At 50.3% G+C, this 23,242-nt stretch carries 20 protein-coding genes; all 20 read right to left on the bottom strand.

From position 1 onward, the window contains the following. Positions 1-54: 54 nt before the first annotated feature. Entirely contained in the window at positions 55-1,158 is a 1,104-nt protein-coding gene (locus H8S65_RS03520; RefSeq protein ID WP_186928583.1) for a cytochrome-c peroxidase, read from the bottom strand. 88 nt (positions 1,159-1,246) lie between these two features. After that, positions 1,247-1,423, bottom strand: coding sequence for a DUF4250 domain-containing protein (locus tag H8S65_RS03515; protein WP_186928657.1), 177 nt, complete (start codon positions 1,421-1,423; stop codon positions 1,247-1,249). Positions 1,424-1,444: 21 nt separating this feature from the next. Further along, on the bottom strand, positions 1,445-2,338 hold the full coding sequence (gene dapA, locus H8S65_RS03510; protein WP_186928582.1) for a 4-hydroxy-tetrahydrodipicolinate synthase: 894 nt from the start codon (positions 2,336-2,338) through the stop codon (positions 1,445-1,447). Positions 2,339-2,391: 53 nt separating this feature from the next. After that, positions 2,392-2,913: a DUF6913 domain-containing protein gene (locus tag H8S65_RS03505; RefSeq protein WP_186928581.1), complete on the bottom strand. Its 522-nt coding sequence runs from the start codon at positions 2,911-2,913 to the stop codon at positions 2,392-2,394. Continuing rightward, positions 2,910-4,910, bottom strand: coding sequence for an NAD-dependent DNA ligase LigA (gene ligA / locus H8S65_RS03500; RefSeq protein ID WP_186928580.1), 2,001 nt, complete (start codon positions 4,908-4,910; stop codon positions 2,910-2,912). Before ligA ends, H8S65_RS03505 begins: the two co-directional genes overlap by 4 nt. Positions 4,911-4,980: 70 nt before the next feature. Continuing rightward, the gene (locus tag H8S65_RS03495) at positions 4,981-5,943 is read right to left on the bottom strand and encodes a PCMD domain-containing protein (protein ID WP_186928579.1); all 963 of its coding nucleotides are present in this window, start codon (positions 5,941-5,943) and stop codon (positions 4,981-4,983) included. 238 nt (positions 5,944-6,181) lie between these two features. Next, positions 6,182-7,285, bottom strand: coding sequence for a cholesterol-responsive sulfotransferase (locus H8S65_RS03490; protein ID WP_186928578.1), 1,104 nt, complete (start codon positions 7,283-7,285; stop codon positions 6,182-6,184). 3 nt (positions 7,286-7,288) lie between these two features. Beyond that, entirely contained in the window at positions 7,289-8,752 is a 1,464-nt protein-coding gene (cysN, locus tag H8S65_RS03485; protein WP_186928577.1) for a sulfate adenylyltransferase subunit CysN, read from the bottom strand. Positions 8,753-8,851: 99 nt separating this feature from the next. Further along, positions 8,852-9,763, bottom strand: coding sequence for a sulfate adenylyltransferase subunit CysD (gene cysD, locus H8S65_RS03480; protein ID WP_186928656.1), 912 nt, complete (start codon positions 9,761-9,763; stop codon positions 8,852-8,854). A 28-nt stretch (positions 9,764-9,791) separates the two neighbouring features. Next, a complete protein-coding gene (gene cysC / locus H8S65_RS03475; RefSeq protein ID WP_186928576.1) occupies positions 9,792-10,409 on the bottom strand; it encodes an adenylyl-sulfate kinase in 618 nt (205 codons plus the stop codon). Positions 10,410-10,419: 10 nt separating this feature from the next. After that, entirely contained in the window at positions 10,420-11,973 is a 1,554-nt protein-coding gene (locus tag H8S65_RS03470; protein ID WP_186928575.1) for an SLC13 family permease, read from the bottom strand. 142 nt (positions 11,974-12,115) lie between these two features. After that, positions 12,116-12,931, bottom strand: a complete 816-nt coding sequence (cysQ, locus tag H8S65_RS03465; RefSeq protein ID WP_186928655.1) for a 3'(2'),5'-bisphosphate nucleotidase CysQ — start codon at positions 12,929-12,931, stop codon at positions 12,116-12,118. A gap of 66 nt (positions 12,932-12,997) precedes the next feature. Next, on the bottom strand, positions 12,998-13,855 hold the full coding sequence (locus H8S65_RS03460; protein ID WP_186928574.1) for a patatin-like phospholipase family protein: 858 nt from the start codon (positions 13,853-13,855) through the stop codon (positions 12,998-13,000). Between the two features lie 92 nt (positions 13,856-13,947). Then, the gene (locus tag H8S65_RS03455; protein WP_186928573.1) at positions 13,948-14,946 is read right to left on the bottom strand and encodes a 2-hydroxyacid dehydrogenase; all 999 of its coding nucleotides are present in this window, start codon (positions 14,944-14,946) and stop codon (positions 13,948-13,950) included. Between the two features lie 222 nt (positions 14,947-15,168). After that, positions 15,169-16,347 carry a sensor histidine kinase gene (locus H8S65_RS03450; protein ID WP_186928572.1) on the bottom strand — a complete coding sequence of 393 codons (1,179 nt, stop codon included), beginning with the start codon at positions 16,345-16,347 and terminating at the stop codon, positions 15,169-15,171. Beyond that, entirely contained in the window at positions 16,344-17,021 is a 678-nt protein-coding gene (locus H8S65_RS03445) for a response regulator transcription factor (protein WP_186928571.1), read from the bottom strand. Before H8S65_RS03445 ends, H8S65_RS03450 begins: the two co-directional genes overlap by 4 nt. Before the next feature lie 113 nt (positions 17,022-17,134). Beyond that, on the bottom strand, positions 17,135-20,260 hold the full coding sequence (locus H8S65_RS03440; protein WP_186928570.1) for an efflux RND transporter permease subunit: 3,126 nt from the start codon (positions 20,258-20,260) through the stop codon (positions 17,135-17,137). 8 nt (positions 20,261-20,268) lie between these two features. Further along, a complete protein-coding gene (locus tag H8S65_RS03435; protein ID WP_186928569.1) occupies positions 20,269-21,357 on the bottom strand; it encodes an efflux RND transporter periplasmic adaptor subunit in 1,089 nt (362 codons plus the stop codon). 37 nt (positions 21,358-21,394) lie between these two features. Then, positions 21,395-22,663, bottom strand: coding sequence for a TolC family protein (locus H8S65_RS03430; RefSeq protein WP_186928568.1), 1,269 nt, complete (start codon positions 22,661-22,663; stop codon positions 21,395-21,397). Between the two features lie 99 nt (positions 22,664-22,762). After that, positions 22,763-23,224 carry a septal ring lytic transglycosylase RlpA family protein gene (locus tag H8S65_RS03425; protein ID WP_186928567.1) on the bottom strand — a complete coding sequence of 154 codons (462 nt, stop codon included), beginning with the start codon at positions 23,222-23,224 and terminating at the stop codon, positions 22,763-22,765. Positions 23,225-23,242: the final 18 nt, after the last annotated feature.

Genomic DNA, 23,242 nt, shown 5'->3' with positions numbered 1-23,242 from the left:
TCTCTTTCACTTTTTATTAAATGACAGCAAATGTATACAAAAAAACAATATGGATCAATCTATTTGATATCCGTCGGTCAAGGTATGCATGAAAGCGACAATGGCCGCTTCTTCCTCCGGTGTGAGTCCGAGATTTCCCAGTTCATCGCGGTTGACGGTCTCCGCATATTCGGGAGCCGGGTATTCTTCCACGTCACGCACATTATAGAAGTGGACTATCTCCTCAAGTGTCTTGAAATAGCCGTTATGCCCGTAAGGAGCCGTCAAGGCGATATTGCGTAATGTGGGTACGCGGAACTTGCCGAATTCGGTACTGTCATGCAGGAAAGCCCCTAAGCCCAAGTCCATCGTGTCCCGTCCGACCGTATTGTAAGGAGCCGGAACCTGGAAGAAGGGATTATCCGGATTGGAAGGAATACCCAAATTGTCGTAGGTATGATCCGTAAACAAAACACGTCCGGCCCGTTCATCATTGTCCAGCACATGGCATTCGGCACATAGTCCTTTCTCCTTAAACAATGCCAGTCCTTCCTTCTCTTGGCCGGTCAGTTCATACCTTCCTTCCAGGTAGGCATCATATTTGGATGTGTACGGATTTACTTCAATCGAACGCTGATAAGTGGCCAAGGCATCTAATATTTTCCCATAAAGAGAATCACAGGAAACAATCTCTCCATAAATACGGACAAAGTCAGGATAGTAAGTTGCATTACGAAACTTTTCGACCACCATTTTACGATCTTTATTTCCCATCTCCAACGGATTGACGAAAGGTTGACCGGCCTGTTCTTCAAGAGAATTCACGCGTCCATCCCAAAACAGACCACCGACGTATGTTTCATCTTCCTTATTATAGTGCAAAGCCGGAACATAAGCTACATAGGCACAGGTCATCGAATTCCGGTTACTGAACAATCCCTTCACGGCTCCCTCCGAAGTAATCCGCCCATACTTATCGGCAAAGCCTTTCGTCGGTTCATGACAAGTTCCACAAGATTGTCCGGCAGGCTCGGAAAGCGATTCATCAAAAAAAATCCGTTTGCCTAACAACTCTTTTTCACTCAAGTCCGTTCGAGTTACAGGAGCACAAGCAAAAAACAGCAAAACTGCCCCTAAAAGCCAGGCTACTTTTGTTTTTCCATATCCGCAACTATCCATAATCATATTACATTTTACGGGAACAAGATACAAAAAATGCCGGTTACTATGCGGCAACCAGCATTTTTTCTTCTGACAAGGAACAAAATCACCAGAATTTATTATTCTCCTGGCTATATTCGAAGCCCACGTCTTTCAACTTCTGTACAAGTATTTCTTTTTTGACATTCATATCGTCGCATAGCTCGTCGAGAGAAGCATAATTATCACGCAATTTCATGTTGATCACGCTAAAAAGCATCATCGGATCTTCCGGTAGTGTCATCATAACTTATTCAGATACGATTTAGCACTTAATGCTCAACTGACGTAGTACATCACGAATCTTTTCGAACGTGGTGATACGGGTCGGAACCAGAGGCAAGCGTAATTTATTTTCGATAAAGCCCATTGCATTCAGCATACTCTTCGCTCCTGCCGGATTGCCGTCGACAAACAGCAAGCTGAACAACTCCGTAAAGCTATGGTGGATCGTACGGGCACTATCGTAGTCGCCTGCCAATGCCAGACGCACCATACGACTGAACTCACGCGGGAAAGCATTGCCGATTACGGAAATCACGCCCACAGCTCCCAACGTAATAAGCGGGAAAGTGATACCGTCGTCTCCGGAAATCACATTGAAGTTCGCCGGTTTGTTCTTGATGATATCGTCCATCTGGGTGATATTGCCGGAAGCCTCCTTGACCGCGATCACGTTCTTGAACTCACGGGCGATACGCAGCGTAGTCTCGGCCGTCATGTTCACGCCGGTACGTCCCGGAACGTTATACAGGACAATCGGCAACGCAGTCGCCTCCGCAATCGCTTTATAATGCTGATAGATTCCTTCCTGGGACGGTTTATTATAGTAAGGTACGACAGACAGGATCGCATCTATACCGTCAAAGTTATCGTTTTTCAACTTTTCGACAACCGAACGCGTACAGTTTCCGCCAACCCCCAACACGATGGGAATGCGCCCGTTTACCTTCGTTACGACCAAATTGATTATATTCTTCTTTTCTTCTTCTGCGAGTGTAGGGGTTTCCGCAGTGGTACCTAACACAACCAGATAATCGGTTCCATTCTGCAACTGATAGTCTACAAGCCGGGCCAACGCCTCATAGTCTACACTTTCATCTTCTTTAAAGGGAGTGATCAGCGCCACACCCATTCCTTTTAAATTTATGTCTGCCATGGGGAAAATATTCCTTTTTTGTTATTTAGCACTGCAAAAATAAGGAATTTATATCATTTTGAGCGTATCGCCTGTAAATAAAATAATATATGTTCGAACAAATGCTTGATATCTTCACGCTCTGTTACTGATATGGACAGATCATACAAATCGATATCGGCATGCTTCACTCCCACCTTGAATCCGCAAGGATGCTGTAGCATAAGGTATTGCATCGGGTAGCAGTCGGGCCGCGTAAGATCGATCAGGATATCCGCCTTGATCGTCCTGAACCGTTCCACGACGGCATCGGAAGGGACCAGCCAAGTGTTCACATCCTTCTTGGCATGAACCGGAGTGTACGAGGCATCCGTTTCAGGTGCCGGGTCGCCGGAGACATAGACACAAGCCTGCACCTTTTTGTTCTTCTTACGCAGGACGTCCAGGCAAGGCTTTACAAGCTCATGGTCGTTTGCCTGATAAAGGATCAGGATATGGCCTGCGTCTTCCAGCGTACAGAACTCATGCTTGCGGCTGGCAGCCTCGGAAGCCAAAGACTGCACTTTCTTTTTAATAAAATAATTCGTCAGTCTCATTCCGCTATCATATTTAAGAATTCGTCTTCGTTTATAATCTTCACACCCAACTTGGCCGCCTTTTCGAGTTTGGCCGGTCCCATATTATCTCCCGCCAGGATATAATCGGTCTTACCGGACACCGAGCCGCTGTTCTTTCCGCCATGCTGCTCGATCATAGCCTTGTATTCGTCGCGGGAATGTTTGGCGAACGTCCCGCTGATAACAATGCTCAAGCCTTTCAGTTTCTCGGAACGGTTTGCCAGAACTTCTTCGGCCACGGACATCTGCAGCCCGTATTCTTTCAAACGGTTCACCAACGTCCTGTTACGCTCGTCGGCAAAGTAAGCGATGATGCTCCGGGCGATCCGTTCTCCGATCTCATCCACGGCTATCAAATCTTCAAAAGAAGCCTGTCCCAACTGATCCATAGAGTGGAAAGCGGAGACCAAGCGTTTTGCCACCGTTTCACCCACAAAGCGAATCCCCAATCCATAAAGGACCCGTTCGAAAGGAACCTGTTTGGATTCTTCAAGGCTCGCCATCAGGTTGCGGGCACTCTTGTCAGCCCAGCGTTCCAAGCGCAGCAGATCGGATATTTCCAATGTATAGAGATCGGCCGCGTTCTTGACATAGCCGGCTTCGTACAAATCTTCGACAGTCTCCGGCCCCATATTGATGTTCATGGCCCTCCGGGTAACGAAATGCTCGATCTTCCCTTTGATCTGTGGAGGACAGCCGGCTTCGTTCGGACAATAGTGGGCCGCTTCTCCTTCGGGACGCACCAACGGTGTGCCGCATTCGGGACAGGAACGGATAAAACGGACCTTATCGCCTACCAGCAAGCCGCGGGCTTCGACATCGACACCGACAATCTTCGGAATGATCTCGCCGCCTTTCTCCACAAATACCTTGTCACCCAAATGCAGGTCGAGTCCCTCGATAATATCCGCATTATGAAGGGAAGCACGCTTCACGGTCGTTCCGGCCAACAATACCGGTTCCAGGTTGGCAACCGGAGTAACGGCCCCTGTCCGCCCGACCTGGAAAGACACGGAGTTAAGGCGCGTCACGGCACGTTCGGCCTGGAACTTGTAGGCAATCGCCCAACGCGGGCTTTTGGCCGTGAATCCCAAATTGCGTTGTTGACGCAATGAGTTTACTTTCAAAACGATCCCGTCTGTCGCAACCGGCAGGTTCTTGCGTTCGGCATCCCAATGAGCGATATAATCGTATATATCCTCCAGGCTGTTGCACACGCGGATCACGTTCGGAATCTTGAACCCCCATGAACGGGCCGCCTCCAGGTTATCGAAATGCGTTTCCGCCGGTAACTCCTCTCCCAACAAATAATAGAAATAGGCATCCAGCTTACGGGCTGCCACAATCGCCGGGTTCAGTTGCTTCAACGTGCCGGAAGCGGCATTGCGCGGATTGGCGAAAAGAGGCTCCTCCTGTTCTTCACGTTCTTTGTTCAAGCGGTCGAACTCGGCCCAGGGAAGCAGGATTTCCCCCCTTATCTCAAATGCTGCCGGGTATCGGTCACCCATCAGTTTCAAAGGGACCGAACGGATTGTCTTCACGTTGGCCGTTACATCGTCGCCACGTGTCCCGTCGCCACGCGTCACAGCCCGGACCAGACGGCCGTCCTCGTAGGTAAGCGAGATGGACGTGCCGTCATATTTCAACTCGGCGACAATCTCGAAAGGCTCGTTCAGGTCACGGGCTATGCGCTCGTAAAAATCCTTCACTTCCTCTTCCGAATAGGTATTGCCCAGCGAAAGCATCGGATATTTATGCACTACCTGTTCAAACTCTTTGGAAAGGTCGCTCCCCACCCGCTGTGTCGGCGAATGAGGGTCGGCATATTCGGGATGCGCCTCTTCAAGGGTCTGCAACTCTTTCATCATCTCATCGAACTCACGGTCCGATATCGTCGGTGCCGAAAGCACATAATAGTTGTAATTATGTTGCTCCAGCGCTTCGCGAAGTGCTTTTATTTTATCTTTTGCCATCATTTCAGATCAGTTGAAAGGTGAAAGATGAAAGTTGAAAGTTGAAAAGAAAAATTTAACTTTCAACTTTCACCTAATATATAAGTTCTACATTATCGATCCACATTGTATTGCCCGGCGAGCCGATGTAGGCGCCACCGTGGCTGGAAGTAAACTGCAGGACGAGATGAGTCGGCAATTCGCCTTCCGCCGCCCAACCTGCTTCCTGGATAGGGACGCTTTTACCCTGGCTGTTCAAGGCATAACGCTCTTCCACCTGAATCCGCATATAAGGCTTATACTCCGGATGCTTCGAAATATCGCCGTACAGGATCGGATAGGTCGCACCGTTCACCCAACCGTTGCTGGACTCCGTATAACGCTGCACCATTGTCCCGACACGTTTGGCATATATGTTTCCGTCTTCATCTTCCCAACGTTTCTGAAGGAAAAGAATGGCTGCGATCGAATCCTGTCCGGCAACCGTTGTCTTGCGGCTGAAGCCGGTACTGCGGACGCGGTTCTTTTCAGGAGCCAGCTTCACCTTATAGTCAAAGCGCAATGCCTTCGGCTTCTTGGTAAACGCCACTCCGCTGTTCAACATGGCCTGCGGGTTCTTGGTCCCCTTGATCGGTTCGTGTACCGTTCCGAGAAAGACGGAACCGGCAGCTACCACTTCGATATCGACCAGGCCGAAAACCTTCACACTTTCCATTCGTGTCTCCAAGCGCGCGCACCAACCGTCGTCCCGCCTCTCCGGGAAGACAGAAGTATTCGTCTTCACCACGCCTGCCACCTTTGCCATCACGTTGGAGTTCGCCCACGGCGAACCGCCCCGGTTCGTATAGGCAGTGTTGCCAATGATCGTATCTGTCGGGCCAAGCTCATAAAGATGCTTCGTATTTCCTCCGATGATGCCGGATTCATGTATCTCGCGAACGACCCAATGATCCATATCTCCAAAACTGAACGGAACCACGTGCTCTTGGGAATTGACAATTGACAATTGACAACTGACAATTCCCAGGAGCAGGAATATTTTTGCTTTTCGTTTCATTTCAAATACTGTTTTTTTCAATTACCGCTTCCGGAGCCGCAGGAAGCCAGCGGCACAAGAAACACATGCAGTTCGAACCGCCGGCTCCCGGCAGTCCCGGAAGCGCATGAATCCGTCTCTGCCGGCTCCCGGCAATCCCGGATTCACATGCAGCAGGCTTCGCTGGCTCCCGGCAGCCTCAGCTTCACGTGAATCTTCCTTTGCCGGGAGCCAGCGAAATCAGCTGCAACGATTTCACCTATAAAGAATATCCCCATTCATCGAGAGCCATTCCCCAATTTTCTTCAACAAGCTGTACCGTGCGGTCGTCATACTTGTACTGGTTCTTTTTATAGCCCTTCTTTTTTCCGAGATATTTCTCGATTTCTGCTTTTGACTCTTCAAAGCCGGGGAGGTTTAATTTCTTGTATATGTCCTCTGTCATGGCGAAAGCATCCTGCTCGAAATCCTCGAACTTCACCTCTACCAGGTTCCCTTCGGGTATCAGGTGCTTTTGTTCTTCATATTTATAGAACAGACGGCGATACACTTCGATAAAGTTGCTTTCGATCTGCTCGTTGGAGATGTCCTGCAAGCGGAGCGGCTGGATCGTATTGGTGAAGAAGCTGCGCGTGCTCTCGAACACCGTGTACGGATTCCGTTTCAGATAGATGAATTTCGCATTCGGAAACATTTCCACCAACGTCTTCACGCGTCCCGTATGAGGCGGATTCTTGCTCAGGAACTGGGTCCCGTTCGTATTCCAGAGGGAAATCTTGATGAGTTTGAGGAATGTTTCCTTAAACACTTCCCGCTCGTGTTCGCTGATATTGTCGAAAAGCAGATAGCGGTCGCAATATTCGAGCATATGCTTCGGAAAGAACCAGAAGTTATAATACGTGTAAGGCATCATATTCGCCAAGGCAAATTCCTCTTCCTGGGGGAGATCCACCTTCAACTCCATATTATCGGTCGGACGTTTGTCGGGCATCAGGAACGCCATGTTCTTCTTGAAGAAAGGCTGTCCCCAGAGCATCAGGTTCGGGAATACGGTCTGATAGGTCGTATTGTAGCCGAAATGCTTGTCGCACGAGAAGACATTGTGCATGAAAGTCGTCCCGCTACGCCAATGTCCGAGAATGAACACCGGGTCCATCTCCAGCGGCTTGCCCGCAATCTTGCGGTAACGCGCATCTTCGAACGGTTGCAACAGGCTGAGCAGGCGGCAAACGGATTTCGTCAGGAAATATTTGTTACGAAATCCCTTGTCGACCGTTTTATTGGCTGTCACGGCCTTGAACGTTTTCCAGTCGGCTCCGACTAACGTATTGATCGGTAGTTTGTCAAATTCCAGTAATCCCATGCCTTATTTATTTTCTGTTATACACTTCACGGGGACGCCTTGCCGTCCGAGCTCTTTACAAACGGTACGGATAGCTTCGTAGTGCTCGGAACCGATACCTAATTCCGGCAAGTTCAGTACGGCCAACGCATCTTCCGTCACCATGTCGCGGGCATCCACCCGGTCGATAATCATACCGACAGCCGACGTGTTATTCGTGATCGGGTCGATCAGGATAAAGGCTCCGGTCTGTTTGTTTTTCTGATACGGATCGAAGAACAGTTCCTTTCCGGTCGTAAAGACGACACGGGCGATCTCGTTCAGCTTCATCGGCAGATTGTCGATTGTCAATTGTCCATTGTCAACCGATAACTGTTCCATCGTGTTGACATTCACTTTATAGCGGATGCTGTCTACACGGGCACGCGTCAGGTTGGTTGTATGTTTAATGTAGAATTGTTTGTTCACATCCATCGGCTCTTCGTCCATCCACACCAGCATGGCCTCGAAGTTGCGGTCTGCTATCGGCAAGTTGTCAGGGTGTACCAGCATTTCGCCGCGGGAAACATCGATCTCGTCTTCCAGCGTGATCGTGATACATTGGGGCGGAAAAGCATAATCCAGTTCTCCGTCATACGTAACGATACTCTTCACTTTGGAAGTTTTGCCGGAAGGCAAAGCCATTACCGTATCGCCTTTACGAACGATGCCGCTGGATACTTTTCCGCAGAAACCACGGAAGTCCAGGTTCGGACGCAGAACGTACTGTACCGGATAGCGGAAGTCTTCGAAGTTTCGGTCCTGGTCGATAGGAACCGTTTCGAGGAAGTCCAGCAACGACGGCCCCTCATACCAGGGCGTGCGGTCGCTCTTTTCCACCACATTGTCGCCATCCAGAGCGGAAAGGGGAATACAAGTAATATCCGGGATATTCATAGAGGAGACAAACGCCTTGTAGTCCGAAACAATCTGATCGAATATCTGCTTGTCGAAACCCACTAAGTCCATCTTATTCACAGCCAGTACCACATGCTTAATACCCAGCAATGAAACCAGATAAGTATGGCGGCGTGTCTGCGTGATCACCCCCGTACGGGCATCCACCAGGATGATGGCAAGGTTGGCAGTCGAACCGCCGGTGATCATATTGCGGGTGTACTGTTCGTGCCCCGGAGTATCGGCAATGATGAACTTACGGTTATTCGTACTGAAATAGCGATAGGCCACATCGATAGTGATCCCCTGTTCGCGTTCGGCTTTCAGGCCGTCCAGCAACAGGGCGTAGTCGATATGGTCGCCGGCGTTCCCCATGCGCTTGCTGTCGCGTTCGAGGGCATCCAACTGGTCTTCATAAATCTTCTTACTGTCAAACAACAAACGACCGATCAGCGTCGATTTGCCATCATCCACCGATCCGGCAGTCAGAAAGCGGAGCAGGTCTTTCTGTTCGTCTTTATCTAAGAACTCCTTTATATTTAATGTTGCCATAATGTCTAAGTTGAAAGTTGAAAGTTGAGAGTTGAGAGTTGAAAGTGAAAATAGCGACGCGAAGCCACTTTCCACTTTCAACTCTCCACTTTCAACTAATTAAAAATATCCTTCTCTTTTCTTTTGTTCCATACTTGCATCCTGGTCGAAGTCGATCACACGGGTCGTACGTTCGCTTTTGGTTGTCGTCATCATCTCTTCGACGATCTTTTCAATCGTGTCGGCATTGCTTTCGACAGCACCTGTCAGCGGCCAACACCCTAACGTACGGAAACGGACCATACGCATCTCGATCTGGTCGCGGTACTGCTCCGGCAAACGGTCGTCGTCTGCCATGATCAGGTTGCCGTCGATCTCTACGCACGGGCGTTCCTTGGCGAAATACAGAGGTACGATCGGAATATTTTCCAAACGGATATATTGCCAGATATCCAGTTCCGTCCAGTTGGAGAGCGGGAACACACGGATGCTCTCTCCCTTATGTACACGCGCATTGTAGATATCCCACAATTCCGGACGCTGGTTCTTCGGGTCCCACTGGTGGAACTTGTCGCGGAACGAATAGATACGTTCTTTCGCACGGCTCTTCTCTTCATCACGGCGGGCTCCTCCAAAGGCGGCATCGAACTTATATTTGTCGAGCGCATGCAGCAACGCCTGTGTCTTCATCAGGTCCGTATGCACCTTGCTGCCATGCGTGAAAGGGCCTACGCCAGCCTCGAAGGCTTCCATATTGGACTCTACGATCAGGTTCCATCCGAATTTCTTCGCATAGTCATCACGGAACTGGATCATTTCCTTAAACTTCCACTTAGAATCGATGTGCATCAAAGGGAAAGGGACTTTCCCTGGAGAAAAAGCCTTTTCAGCCAGGCGAACCATGACGGACGAGTCTTTCCCGATAGAATAAAGCATAACAGGATTCTCAAACTCGGCAGCTACCTCCCGGATGATATGGATAGACTCTGCTTCCAGCTCCTGTAAATGGCTCAATTTATAATCTGACATAATTATAGGATTGTATTATTTGATTACTTATTTATAATTGTCTTGCAACGGTTACTTTCGGAATGATCAGGTCCATCAGTTCGTGAACGGATTCCTTCAGGCTCAACACGGAAGTGTCCAACGTCAGGTCAGGATGTCCGGGAGCCTCGAACGGAGCGGAAACACCTGTGAAATCCTTGATCTCGCCCCGGCGCGCCTTCGCATACAAACCTTTGACATCACGCCGCTCACACTCTTCGATCGGAGTGCTGACATATATTTCCAGGAAATTCTCTTTCCCGATAATGGAAGCCGCCATTTCCCTCAAATCGTTATTCGGGCTGATAAAAGCCGCTATAGTGATAACACCTGTATCGATAAAGAGTTTACTTACTTCGGCTATACGACGGATATTCTCCACCCGGTCTTCGGCCGAAAAGCCCAGGTTGTTGTTGATCCCGCTACGGATATTATCGCCATCCAAGATGCGGCACAACAAACCGCATTTGTGCAATTCGCGCTCAAGCGCTATCGCCATCGTGCTCTTCCCGGAACCACTCAGCCCGGTAAACCACACCATCACACTACGTTGTTTCAACAAACGCTCCTTATCCTCCCTCGTCATCATCCTATCGAAAATAGGATAGATGTTAGTTTGTTTTTCTTCCATTGTCAATTATTTAGAATTTCCAGATCATCGGTATCACGAATACCGAGATCAAAAAAGTGATTAAGTTAAGGGGCAAACCGATTTTCACGAAGTCCGTGAACTTATAACTACCGATACCTTGCACAATCAGATTGGTCTGATAACCGATCGGCGTACTGAAGCTTGCAGATGCCGCCATACAGATTACCACGAAGAACGGTGTCGGGTCCACGCCTAACTGCGTAGCGACCGACAAGGCGATCGGGAAACTGAGCGCCGCAGCTGCATTGTTCGTGATCAACTCCGTAAAGACATTCGTGATAATGAAAAGGATCGCCAACAAGGCATACGGGCCGATATTATGCGCCATACCGATGATATGGCTGGCTATCAAAGCTGCAAAACCCGAATTCTCCATCGCCTTGCTGATGGCAAAGGCACAGGCAATCGTAATCAGGATATCCCAAGATATATATTTGGTATACTTTTTCGGAGGAAAAATTTTGGTCCACGCCATGATGATGGTCGTAATGCAGACAAAGAAAAACATATCCAGCCGGATTTCAGGGAACGCTCCTTTCACCGCAGGCAACTCCCCTACCGTGGCCCCTACGATCATAAAGATGAGCAAGCCCAATGCCAGCCAGCGTTTCTTGCGCGAAACCGGTTCCGTTCCGTCCGTACCGTTGGCAAGCAAAAGGAAGACGCTGGATTCGCCCCATGTCGGCACGAATGTATCGTCCGCCCAAAGAACCAGCGTATCGCCTTCGTGCAACGTCACCCTATCGAGATCGCGGGTAAAACGTTGTCCCCCGCTCTTTACTTCTTTCACGATCGCACCGTAATGGCGGGTAAAGTTGAACTCGCCCAGCGTTTTATTGATACCCGGAAAACGTGAACCCAACACCGCTTCCACCCGGTGCAGGTTGCCAGGATTGCCTTCTTCCTCTTCTTCCTCATAACGATCCGCACGGGAATCAGGCAGCAGTTTGTTGGAGAAGACGAACAGGTAAACGATACCGGCTAATGCGATAAAGATGCCGACCTTTCCGAGTTCGAACATCGTGAAACCTTCATATCCCGCTTCCAGGATCATGCCATGTACGACCAGGTTGGTCGACGTTCCGATCAGGGTACAGATACCGCCTAAAATGGTCACATACGAAAGAGGAATCAGGAATTTCGTCGCCGGCAACTTGACCGACTCCGCCCAACGCTTAATGATAGGGGCGAAAATAACGACAACAGGGGTGTTGTTCAGAAAAGCCGAGATAAAAGCAATCGGAGGCAACATTCGGAACTGTGCCTTGAAAACAGTTGTTTTCCCTTCCGGCAACAACTTCTTTATAAGCTGCCCCAATGCTCCGCTCTGGCGAATGCCCTCGCTTACCAGAAAAAGCATTCCGACAGTTATCATCCCTTTATTGCTAAAGCCTTCGAGCATTTCCTTCGGCGTCAATATTCCTGCACAGAGAAAGAGTACCACAACCGTGAGTAACACCATCCCAGGCCTCAATCCATCCCATATCAATGCCGCTATCATGCCGGCCAACGCCAGCAATACAAATATTATTTCAAAGTTCATGCCTACTTGTCTGTAAGTATAAGTTTTTCAGATAAGGTGCAAATGTAATAAGAATATTAAATCTAATCTCATTACGATAACCTATTTTAGGGATTATCTTACTAACAGACCAAAAGTTTCAGGAAACGGAACAAACCGCCCGTCAGAGCGGTTTGACAATGAACCACGGGTTATGAAGGTCTTCCTTATTATACTTCAGAGGTGTTTTGCCATCGATATGATAAACATCGCATCCGGCAGCCCGTGCAATCGCATGTCCGGCAGCGGTATCCCACTCCATCGTCGGAGCGAAACGGGGATATACATCGGCCGTTCCTTCTGCTACCAGGCATATCTTCAAGCTACTGCCGCTACTGATCAAGGTTACCGGCTGTCCCTGCTTACGCAGATTCTCGATAAAGGAAGTCGTTTCTTCCGTCTGGTGCGAACGCGAAGCGACCACCACGACTCCCTGATGTCCCATCGACATAGGCAGGTGTATAGCTTTCGTTTTTATCTCGTCCATTGAAGGTTGGTTTCCGCTGTCTATCTCCGTCAGCTTGAATGCTCCCAACGAATCTGCCGCGAAATACAGCTCTTTCCGTACGGGTACGTAGATCACGCTCAATACCGGAACCCCTTCTTTCACAAGGGCAATATTAACTGTAAATTCGCCGTTTTTCTTGATAAACTCCTTCGTCCCGTCCAACGGGTCCACGATCCAGAGCATATCCCAGCCGGAACGTTCGGCAAAAGGTATTTCCTTTCCTTCTTCGCTCAACACGGGGAAAGGCGTCACGGAGAGGGCCATCGAGATAATCGCATGGGCTTTCTTGTCGGCTTTTGTCAAAGGAGAATTATCGGCTTTCCGTTCGATGCCGAAATCGGATTCAGGATCGGTATAAATATCCATGATAGCTTTGCCGGCATCGAGGGCGGCGCGAATAGCTATATACAGGTAGTTTGCATAATTGTTCATCATCACTTGCATCTTTTTAGAGTGTTAATGTACAAATGTAAGGAATTTCCTCGAATAATCCGAATTTCAAAGGCAAAAATCAAACCGGTTGTTTTCGACGATGGATTGGCCGATGGCATAGCCTTCGTCATACAAGGCAGACAGCTTCTTACGGTCGTTGGTGGTGCGTCCTACCTCTATCTTCTCCTGCGGGCGGATGACGATCGCGTCTCCTTTCGCTTCCAGTTCATCGATATAGTCCAACACTTCGTTATAGTTGCGATAGCGCAGTTTCAATTGCTTCCGGATAGCGGGATATTGGCGGTAGATGAAGCCGGGCAGCCAGAAATCCTTTTCTTCTTTCCGGTAACCTTTGTTGCGGGTCAGGATAATCACGTTCTTGTGGAAACCGTCGTCGATGGCATGCCGGATCGGGATGGCATCGCAGACACCTCCGTCGACCATCGGGACGCCGTCGACATACGCCACCGGGCAAAGCACCGGAAGCGTGCAGGAGGCACAACAAATATCGACCAGACGGTCCGCATCCTGCTTCTCCTCAAAATACTCGGCTTTACCCGTCAGGCAATTGCTGGTGACCATGACGAAGCGGTTCGGCGACTTGAAGTAAGTCTCGTAATCGAGCGGGTAATATTTCTCCGGATAAATATAAAAAAGGTATTTCATGTCGATATAGCCCCGTCCCCGCAGGAAATGCCTGAAACCGATATAATCATATTTTTCCAGCAGGTCGATATTGCTGAAACGGGAACGTCCGCGTTGGCGGGAGGCATACGATATGCCGTTGCTTGCCCCGGCAGAGACGCCGATCGTATAGGGGAACCAAATCTCATGATCCATAAAGCAGTCCAGCACCCCGACGGTAAAGATGGCACGCATCCCCCCTCCTTCAAGCACCAGACCTGTGCGACTGTCTATTTCCATATCTGTTTACTAAAAAATAAAAGCCATTGCCTGGCTCACACCGGACAATGGCCACAAAAATATAATAAATCAGCGATATAAACATAGTCTTTTTACAGAATAACTTCGTTCACCAGGGGACGATGGTGGCGGAAATCATCGATATTCTGAAGGGTTGTCTCTGCAATGTTATGCAGGGCTTCCTTCGTAAAAAAAGCCTGATGCGAGGTAACGATCACATTATTAAAAGAAAGCAGACGGGCCAGTACATCATCGTCGATAATTTTATCGGATTTGTCTTCATAGAAGTACTCGCCCTCCTCCTCGTACACGTCCAAGCCGGCAGCTGCAATCTTTTTTTCCTTCAGGCCTTCGATCAGGTCGTTGGTGTTGATCAGTTGGCCCCGGCCTGTATTAATGATCATTACGCCTTTCTTCATCTTGTCGATGGAGTCTTTGTCGATCATATATTTTGTCTGGTCGGTCAGCGGACAATGCAAGGAGATGATGTCCGACTCGCGATACAGTTCGTCTAACGAAACATAAGAAATTCCTTCCTCTTCGGCAAACTTCATGTCGGGATAAAGGTCATAAGCCAGAATACGCATTCCGAACCCTTTCAGCAGACGGATCAGAATCTTGGCGATCTTTCCCGTACCGATAATGCCGATCGTCTTGCCGTGCATATCGAATCCCATCAGGCCGTTCAGCGAGAAATTACCGTCTCGCGTACGCCAGTAGGCACGGTGTATCTTCCGGTTCAGCGACAGCATCAGGGCAAGCGAATATTCGGCTACGGCATAAGGCGAATAGGCCGGTACGCGAACGACTGGCAACTTCCCTTTGGCCGCTTTCATATCCACGTTATTAAAGCCGGCACAACGAAGGGCCAGCAGTTTGACACCGTTGTTCACCATCGCATCGATCACAGTGGCATCGGCAGTGTCGTTGACAAAGATACAGACCGCGTCCGCATCTTGCGTCAGGACTACATTATTCGGGTTCAAATGTCCCTTGTAGTAACGAATGTCGTAATTATACTTTTCATTTACTTTGTCGAATGAAGCTATATCGTACGGTTTAGCTCCAAAGAATGCGATTTTGTATGCCATATTATCTGTTTTTATATCTAACAATCAAAACGGATTAAATGTTGAAAGAACGTCGACAGCAGAAAAAGAAAGGTCCGGCTAAGGAGTGCTCAACCGGACCTGCCCATATATAGTTTTTATAATGAAGTATATCGCTCAGCCTTCCTTTGAAGACTGTCCTTCCTTATTTGCAGCTGCATTACGCTTATTATCCCGATAAATAAAAAAGCCACCTATTAAATCTTACGGAAATTCAATCTCTACTGCCGTGCCCCTCCCGACTTCCGACGTAATCGTGATTTCGGCTCCATAGCTCCTCAGGATACGCATCGAAAGGCTCAACCCGATACCATGCCCGGCGAACTCCCGCGTATTGGAAGCACGATAGAAAGGCTGGTACACACGGGCAATCTCCTCCTCCGGAATACCGATCCCCGTGTCCGTAATGGTCAGGACAGAACCTTTCAGCTGCATCTCGACAGGCTCTTCGCCTGAATATTTACAGGCATTATTCAAGATGTTACCGATAGCAATCTTCAGCAGATGCGGATTCGCCTCGATGACAAAAGCGAAATGGTCGGTTGTAAAACGAACACGGTTGCCCACGAACTGCATCAGGAAGTCGGCCAGCAAAACCGTCTCACGGGCATTCTTCAAAATCTCCTTATCCCCATGAGAGAGAAAGAGCAGGTTCTTCATCAACTGGATGATGCGCTTCGTTTCGGAAGCGATACGCCCCAATGCAGCCTGGTATTCGGCCGGCGTACGTTCCTTCAACAAACTGATCTCGCATTCCCCCTGGATGGCCGTAAGCGGATTATTCAGCTCATGGGACGCATTGCTGATAAAAGACTTCTCGCTCTGGTAAGCCGCATCGATACGATCGACCATACGGGTCGCATACAAACGTCCGACGAAATAGACTAAGACAGCACTGGTCACCAGCATCCCCAACAACAGCCAGCCGATCCGGTGCTGGATATCCCCGCCGTACTGGTTGCTCGACACGACCAGTACGATAAAATTGCCCTCATTATCCGGATAGTAGACAGCCGCCCCTAATTCTTTCCCTTCATGGAAACGAACCACATTGCCTGCATACAAGGAAGCGATCTTCTCATCGGTCAGGTAACGGGACAAGGCGGCACGTGTCTCCGCGATGCTATCGGCGTTCAGCAAGATTTCCGCAGCAACAGGCAACGTCTCCTCGTAATGCTGCTGGATACGGGCGTAATCCTCTTCGTTCAACTCATCCTTTTCCCAGTGCTTCTGTGCCGTCGCGTATGCTTTCTCTGTCAGATAGGAATAGTAGAGGCGGCTGATATAGTCGGTCGCCACAAAATAGAAAACGACTGTCACCACCGAAATAATGCCGATCGTGATAGCCGTATAAAAAAGTGCTATCTTGTTTCCTGTCTTCATGCTTCCATCATATAGCCCACTCCTACTACGGTGCGGATCAGTTTGTGGTCGAAATCCTTGTCGATCTTGCTGCGCAGGTAATTGACATAGACATCCACCACATTCGTATTCGTATCGAAGTTCTTGTCCCAGACATTTTTCAGCAAGGTCAGCCGACTCTGTGCCGTCCCCTGGTTCTGGATCAGATATTCGAGCAGGCGGTATTCCTTCACAGTCAGATCGATGACCAGCTTACCACGGATCGCCCGGTGGCTGGACGGATCGAGTGTCAGGTCGCCACAACTCAGAAGCGGTACGGCAGGCTCCGCCCCCGTGCGCCGCAAAAGGGCTTTGATGCGGGCTTCCAGTTCCTGGAAACTGAAAGGTTTCACCAGGTAGTCGTCAGCTCCGGCATCCAGGCCGTTCACAATGTCATCCGTCGTTCCTAAGGCGGTCAGCATGATTACGGGCGACTGGTAGCCATAGGCCTGGCGATATTGCTTACAGAGTTGCAGGCCGTTCATCTTCGTCATGATGATGTCAAGTATCAACAGTTGGAAATCCTCCTGCTGAACCAACTCCCATCCGGCTTGCCCGTCATTGGCCACGCGGACTTCATGACCGAACTCCTGCAAGCCCCGCTCGATGAAGGAGGCGATGTTTATTTCATCTTCTACTAATAATATCTTTGCCATTGCATATTTTTTGTGTATCGGACTACAAATATAGGATAAATGATCATTTATGGGTGATTCTTTACAGGGTTTATCCCCTCAAAAAACAAAATATTTTTTGCATCTCATTCTCTTTATAATTTGCGTTGCAACAATTTTCCGTCCTTATCGTACAGCATCCGGCAGTAAAAGGCTTCGACTATCAGGGGGAAGACGAAGAGGGTGAAGAAGGTCGCTCCGATCAGGCCGCCGATGATGACGATCGCCAATGGGCGCTGGCTCTCCGAGCCGATGCCGTGGCTAAGCGCTGCAGGCATCAGGCCGATGGCAGCCATCGAAGCCGTCATCAGGACGGAACGGACACGCGAACGGACACTCTGCTTGACGGCTTGTTCCAACGGGCTGCGTGCTTTCAGGTTACTTTTGATATCCGATATCATGATCACCCCGTTCTGTATACAGATACCGAAGAGGGCGATAAACCCGATACCCGCCGATATCGAGAAATTGAAACAGGTAAGCAGCAAAGCAAGAATCCCCCCGACCGCGGCATACGGCACATTCAGCAAGACCAGTCCCGCATCACGGGCATTCCCGAAGAGGACGAAAAGGATGATAAAGATAATCGCGATACTGACCGGTACGACCTGCGCCAACCGCTTCGTGGCCCGTTGCTGGTTCTCGAAATCCCCTGTCCATTTCAGGGTGTAACCTTCAGGCAGGCGGACCAGCTTCTTCACCTTCTGCTGCGCTTCGGCTACAGCCGTCCCCATATCCCGTCCGCGGACGGAAAACTTGACGGCACAGAAGCGGGCATGATTGTCGCGGTAGATAATCAGCGGTCCCGTAATCGTACGGATATCCGCCAGCTCCTTGACCGGGATCATCGCCCCGTCGCGTGCAGGGACCAGTATCTTGCCGATCTCGTCCTCACTGCGACGAAAAGAGGATTCATAGCGCACCATGATATTGAACTTCCGTTCGTCCTCGTAAAGCAGCGAGGCGCTCTTTCCTCCGATCGCCATCTCGATGATCGACTGCACGTCCTCCTTCGCCACACCGTAACGCGCCAAACGGGATTCGTTCAGCTCGATCCTCAGTTCCGGCTGTCCGATATTGCGGATCACCCCTAAATCTTCAATCCCGTCCACCGTCTGCAAGACCTTATACACCTCGACCGCTTTCTTCTCCGACTCGTACAAGTCCTTGCCGAACACCTTCACCGCGATAGAACCTTTCACTCCGCTGGCCGCCTCTTCCACGTTGTCGCTGATCGGTTGCGAGAAGTTGAAGTCCACTCCCGGATAGATATCCAGCCGTTCCTGCATCTTCTCGATCAGTTCCGCTTTCGTCAGCTTGCTCTCCCATTGCTTTTCCGGATAGATGTCCACATGAAACTCGATATTGTAGAAACCCGTCGCATCCGTCCCGTCGTTCGGCCGCCCCGTCTGCGACAACACCTGGCGGACTTCGGGGTAAGAGGCCAACGTGCGCCTCATCCGGTTTGCCAGATTCACCGACTCGTCCAACGAGATGCTCTGCGGAAGCGTCGCCCGGATATAGATGGAACCTTCGTTCAACTGCGGCAAGAACTCCGTGCCCAGCAAAGTGAAGCACCACAGCCCGGCAATCGCCACCGCTGTCGTGGCCGTCACCGTCATCCGCTTATGGGCATGACAGCGGTCGAACAGCCCCGTCGCCATCCGGTTCACCCAAGTTAGGAACGGGTTATGCTTCTCCCTCACATTCTTCTTCAACAGCATAGACGAAAGGACCGGCACAAGTGTCAGCGTAAAGATCAAGGCTCCCAACAGGGCAAATCCCAATGTATAGGCCAACGGACTGAACATCTTCCCTTCCACCTTCTGGAAAGAGAAGATCGGAACTAACGCCGTGATGATGATCAACTTGGAAAAGAACACGGCCTTCGCCCGATCTTTCGCCGTATGCCGGATAATCCCCATCTTGCTCATCACGTTGAAGGCAGGCATCCCCACTTCGCGGGCTTTCCTGTCGAGCGCGACAAACAACCCCTCCACCATCACGACCGCCCCGTCGATAATAATACCGAAGTCTATCGCCCCCATCGAGAGCAGATTCGCGCTCATCCCCATCGCCCGGAGGCAAATGAAGGCAAAGAGCAGCGCCAACGGTATGATGATCGACACCACGACCGTCGTACGCCAGTCCGCCATAAAAATCAACACAATGAAAGTCACCAGCAGGATTCCCTCTATCAGGTTGCGGGTCACCGTATGCACCGCTAGGTCCACCAGATTCTCCCGGTCATAGAAGGGGACGATCCGCACATCCTCCGGCAAGGAGTTTTGCTGGATATCGGCGATCTTGTCTTTCAGGGCGGCGATCACTTCACCGGGGTTTTCCCCTTTCCGCATCACGATGATGCCCTGCACCACGTCGTCCTCTTCCATCCGCCCCACCTGTCCGAGACGGGGCAAAGAAGACTCGTGCACATCCGCCAGGTTCTTCACCAGGATAGGCGTACCGTTGATGTTCTTCACCACGATGTTCTCGATCTCCTTCACGTCGTTGATCAAACCGATCCCCCGGACGACATACGCCTGCGAACTCCGGGTGATCACGTCACCCCTTACGTTAATATTGCTCTTGGCAATGGCGTCATAGAGTTCGAGCGTCGTCACCCCGTAGTTGATCAACTGGTTCGGATTCACACTCACCTCGAAGGTCTTCACCTCCCCTCCAAAGCTGACAATATCCGCCACTCCGGGAACCGCCCTCAGTTTCCGCTCGATCACCCAATCCTGGAAAGTCTTCAACTCCCGTACCGTCCGTTTGTCGCTACGCAATGTATACCGGAAAATCTCTCCCGTAGGCCCGTACAACGGCTGTACCTCCGGTGTCACCCCTTCCGGCAGGTCTGCATCGTTCAAGAGGTTATAGACTTGCTGGCGAGCATAAAAATCGTCCACATCGTCGTCGAACATCACATGGATGACCGACAACCCGAACAGTGTCGTACTCCGGATATCCGTCTTCTTCTGTACCGGGTTCATGGCTATCTCGACCGGGATCGTGATGAACTTCTCGATCTCCTCCGCGCTCCGTCCCGGCCATTGGGTAATGATCGTCACCTTCGTATTCGTCACATCGGGAAAAGCGTCGACAGGCGTATGCAGGAAACTGACCGTCCCGGCGATAATGGTTATCACGGTCAGGAAAAAGATGAAAAACTTGTTCCTGAGCGAGAAGGTGATAATTCTATCTATAAAAGTATGCATCTCGTTTCTTATTTTAAAGCATTGTAGACCAGCAGAGCGTTCTCGTTCACGACCACGTCTCCCTCTTCCAGCCCGGCATTCAGATAGCAGTATTCGTCCGTCTGCTTATAGACACCGACTTCCTGCATCCGTAGGCTGCCGTCTGTACAGACACACACGACATACTGTTTGCTTCCCTCGAATATCAGGGCATGCGCCGGTATGCGGGGCATGAGTCGCCCTTCCACCCGGCATTGTACATACACGTTCGTAAACATTCCCGGTTTAAGCATATAATCCTTATTGTTTAATTTGATACGGACCTTCATCGTCTTGCTCTCGTTATCGAGCAGGTTATAGACCTTGTCGATCTCCCCGGCGAACTCCCTGTCCTTCCCGTAGGCGAGCGTCGTGATACGGACAGGTGCTCCTTCCTGTATCTTGCGGATATCACCTTCGTACACATCCGCCATCACCCAGACGTCGTCCAGACCGGAGACGGTGAACAACTCCTCTTCCCGGTCGGAGCGGATCAGCATATCCCGGCTGATGTTCTTCCCGACCACAAAGCCGGAGACGGGAGAGGTTATATTGTAAGTAGAGCTGGAACCGATCCGGTAGATGTCATACACCTCACGGAGCCTTTTCACCTCCGCCTTCGCATTGGCGGCTTCCTGTTCGGCCTGCAAGAGATCACGTTCGGAGGCCATTCCACTTTCAAGCATGTCCCGTACCGCTTCGAGATTGCGGTCGACCAAGGCGAGTCGACGGACGGCATCCTTCTGCTGTTTCTCAAAATCGGCCACTTCGCTGCTTCGGATAACAGCGAGAAGATCCCCTTTCTTCACGTAATCGCCGGCTTCAACCTCCACCTGCGTAACGGTCCCTCCGAAGATGGGATACACATGGGCTACCTGCCCTGCATCGAAAGTGACGCGGCCGTTCAACAACAGCTCGTCATTCAAAGACGTCTTCCGTACGGTATCGACCGAGACCACCTGCCGGAGGCTATCCGTCAACATCAGGCCTGCGTCCGTTTCTTTTGGCATTGCGGCTCGGTTGCCGCATGAAAAGAATAAGGGGAAAAGAAAGAGTAGAAAAAGATTTTTCTTATTCATATTCATAGAGATATATTTAAATTACCTATTTGTTCTGTTACTTTTGGCTTGATCCAAAAGTAACGCCCACCACTGTGTTCAACTCCTCCACCGCCAGCACCACCCCCTTTTTCATATCGTATAACTGCAAGCAAGTCTCCTTATAAGCCCCGTAATAATCGATAAACTCCAACAGGCTGATGTTGCGCTTTTGAAAACCGGTGTTCACCCCTTCGATGATGCGATCGAAATCCCGTTCCAGCTCATAATCCGAGGAACGGTAAAGCTCCAGCGCCTTTTCCAGCTTCGTGTAACAAGCAAAGAGCTCGTTATCCGCCTGCCTGCGTGCCAGCTCCGCCAAGCTGTTGTTGCGGAGGACGGAGAGGCGTGCCGATTTGATATTCCCCTGATTACGGTTGAAGATGGGGACAGAGACACTCAATCCGATTGCGAAGTAATTGTTGCAGAAGTTCCCCGCCCTGTCATAAGCCCCTTTCAAGCTCACTTCTGGGAAAGCGAGCGACCGCTGCAAACGCACATCCGCCTCCGAGGCCCGTATGCCCGCCTCCGCCTGTTTCAGGTCGGGACGCTCGGCCAGGCGTGCACTCAATTCGGCGAACGGAATATTATCCAGCCTGATGCGGTCCAGCACCGATTCATCGAAAAGCGGCTCCAGACCCTCCCCGCCCTTCAACCCCAAGAGCAAACGTAGATCTCCCTCCAAGGCGACTACCTCATTCGAAATGCCGTTCCTCTCCTGTTTCAGCGAAAGCAGCAAAGCCTGTATGCGCGACTTCTCCAAAAGAGAGACATTCCCTTTCGCATTCTGTTCCTTATAGACATCTAAGACAGTAGACAGATACCCGATCTCCCGGTCATAGACCGACAAAGATTTCCGGGTGTAATAAAGATCGACGAACTTCTCCTTCAGCTCCCCCCGAAGCGTGCGGAGCAACTCTTCAAACTGATATGCCGCCATCTCCTTATTGATCTTTTCCAGACGAACCCGCTTGTTGCGCTGCCCGGCAATATAGATCAGCTGCTCGATCTCCACCACGGCCTCGCCCTCCTTTCCCAGATCGAAATACTTGCCGTTATTGCGGTTGTAGATATTCTGTTCGAGCGAAATGACCGGATTCTCGATCAGCTTTGCCTGCATCACTTGCGCCTCCGCCATATCGATATTATAACGCCCGGCGATCAAAGACAGGTTGCAAGCGGCGAAACGTTCGAGTGCATCGTCCAACGACAGCCGGACAACGCCCTCCTGCGCCGCCCCCGCCCACACATGGATCATCAACAGGATCAATAAAACAGGTCTATACATTTGCTTCTTCTTTTTTGCGGCAAATGTACAGACCTGCAACATGAATCACCCCCGATATCCGATTAGAATACTCTTAGGTGAAATTAGAAAATCATTAGATCATTTGTTCATATCGATCCTGTAAGGCGGTCTCACCCGAAGATGATCCACTTCTAAAAAAGGAATTTTGGGATAGAGAAGATCAAGAAAACTAAGATCCATCTCGCCTGGAACGACCTCGATACGGACACGGGCAAGACCTTTTTTCTTAAAGCCTAAAAGTTCGGCCGCACCGGCAGAGACATCGATGATACGGCCTTTACGGTAGGGGCCGCGATCGGTGACACAGACGATCACCCGCTTCATATTGGACAGGTTGGTGACACGCAGGAAAGTGCCGAAAGGATACGTCCGGTGGGCCGCTACCAACTCGTCCGCATCATGAATCCGGCCACTGGCAGCCTTACGGCCGTGAAAACGGTTGTGGTAATAAGAAGCAAGCCCTTCCTCCTGGCCCCACACTTCTCCCGTGCCCGCGAAAGCGACCAACAGGAGGAGGATATGTACCAGGCGGAAGGGCATACACGTTATCGTTTTACT

The organism is Parabacteroides hominis (assembly GCF_014287585.1).
GTDB lineage: Bacteria > Bacteroidota > Bacteroidia > Bacteroidales > Tannerellaceae > Parabacteroides > Parabacteroides hominis.
The sequence above is the reverse complement of the archived record's forward strand: the minus strand, read 5'-3'. Positions and strand labels throughout refer to the sequence as shown.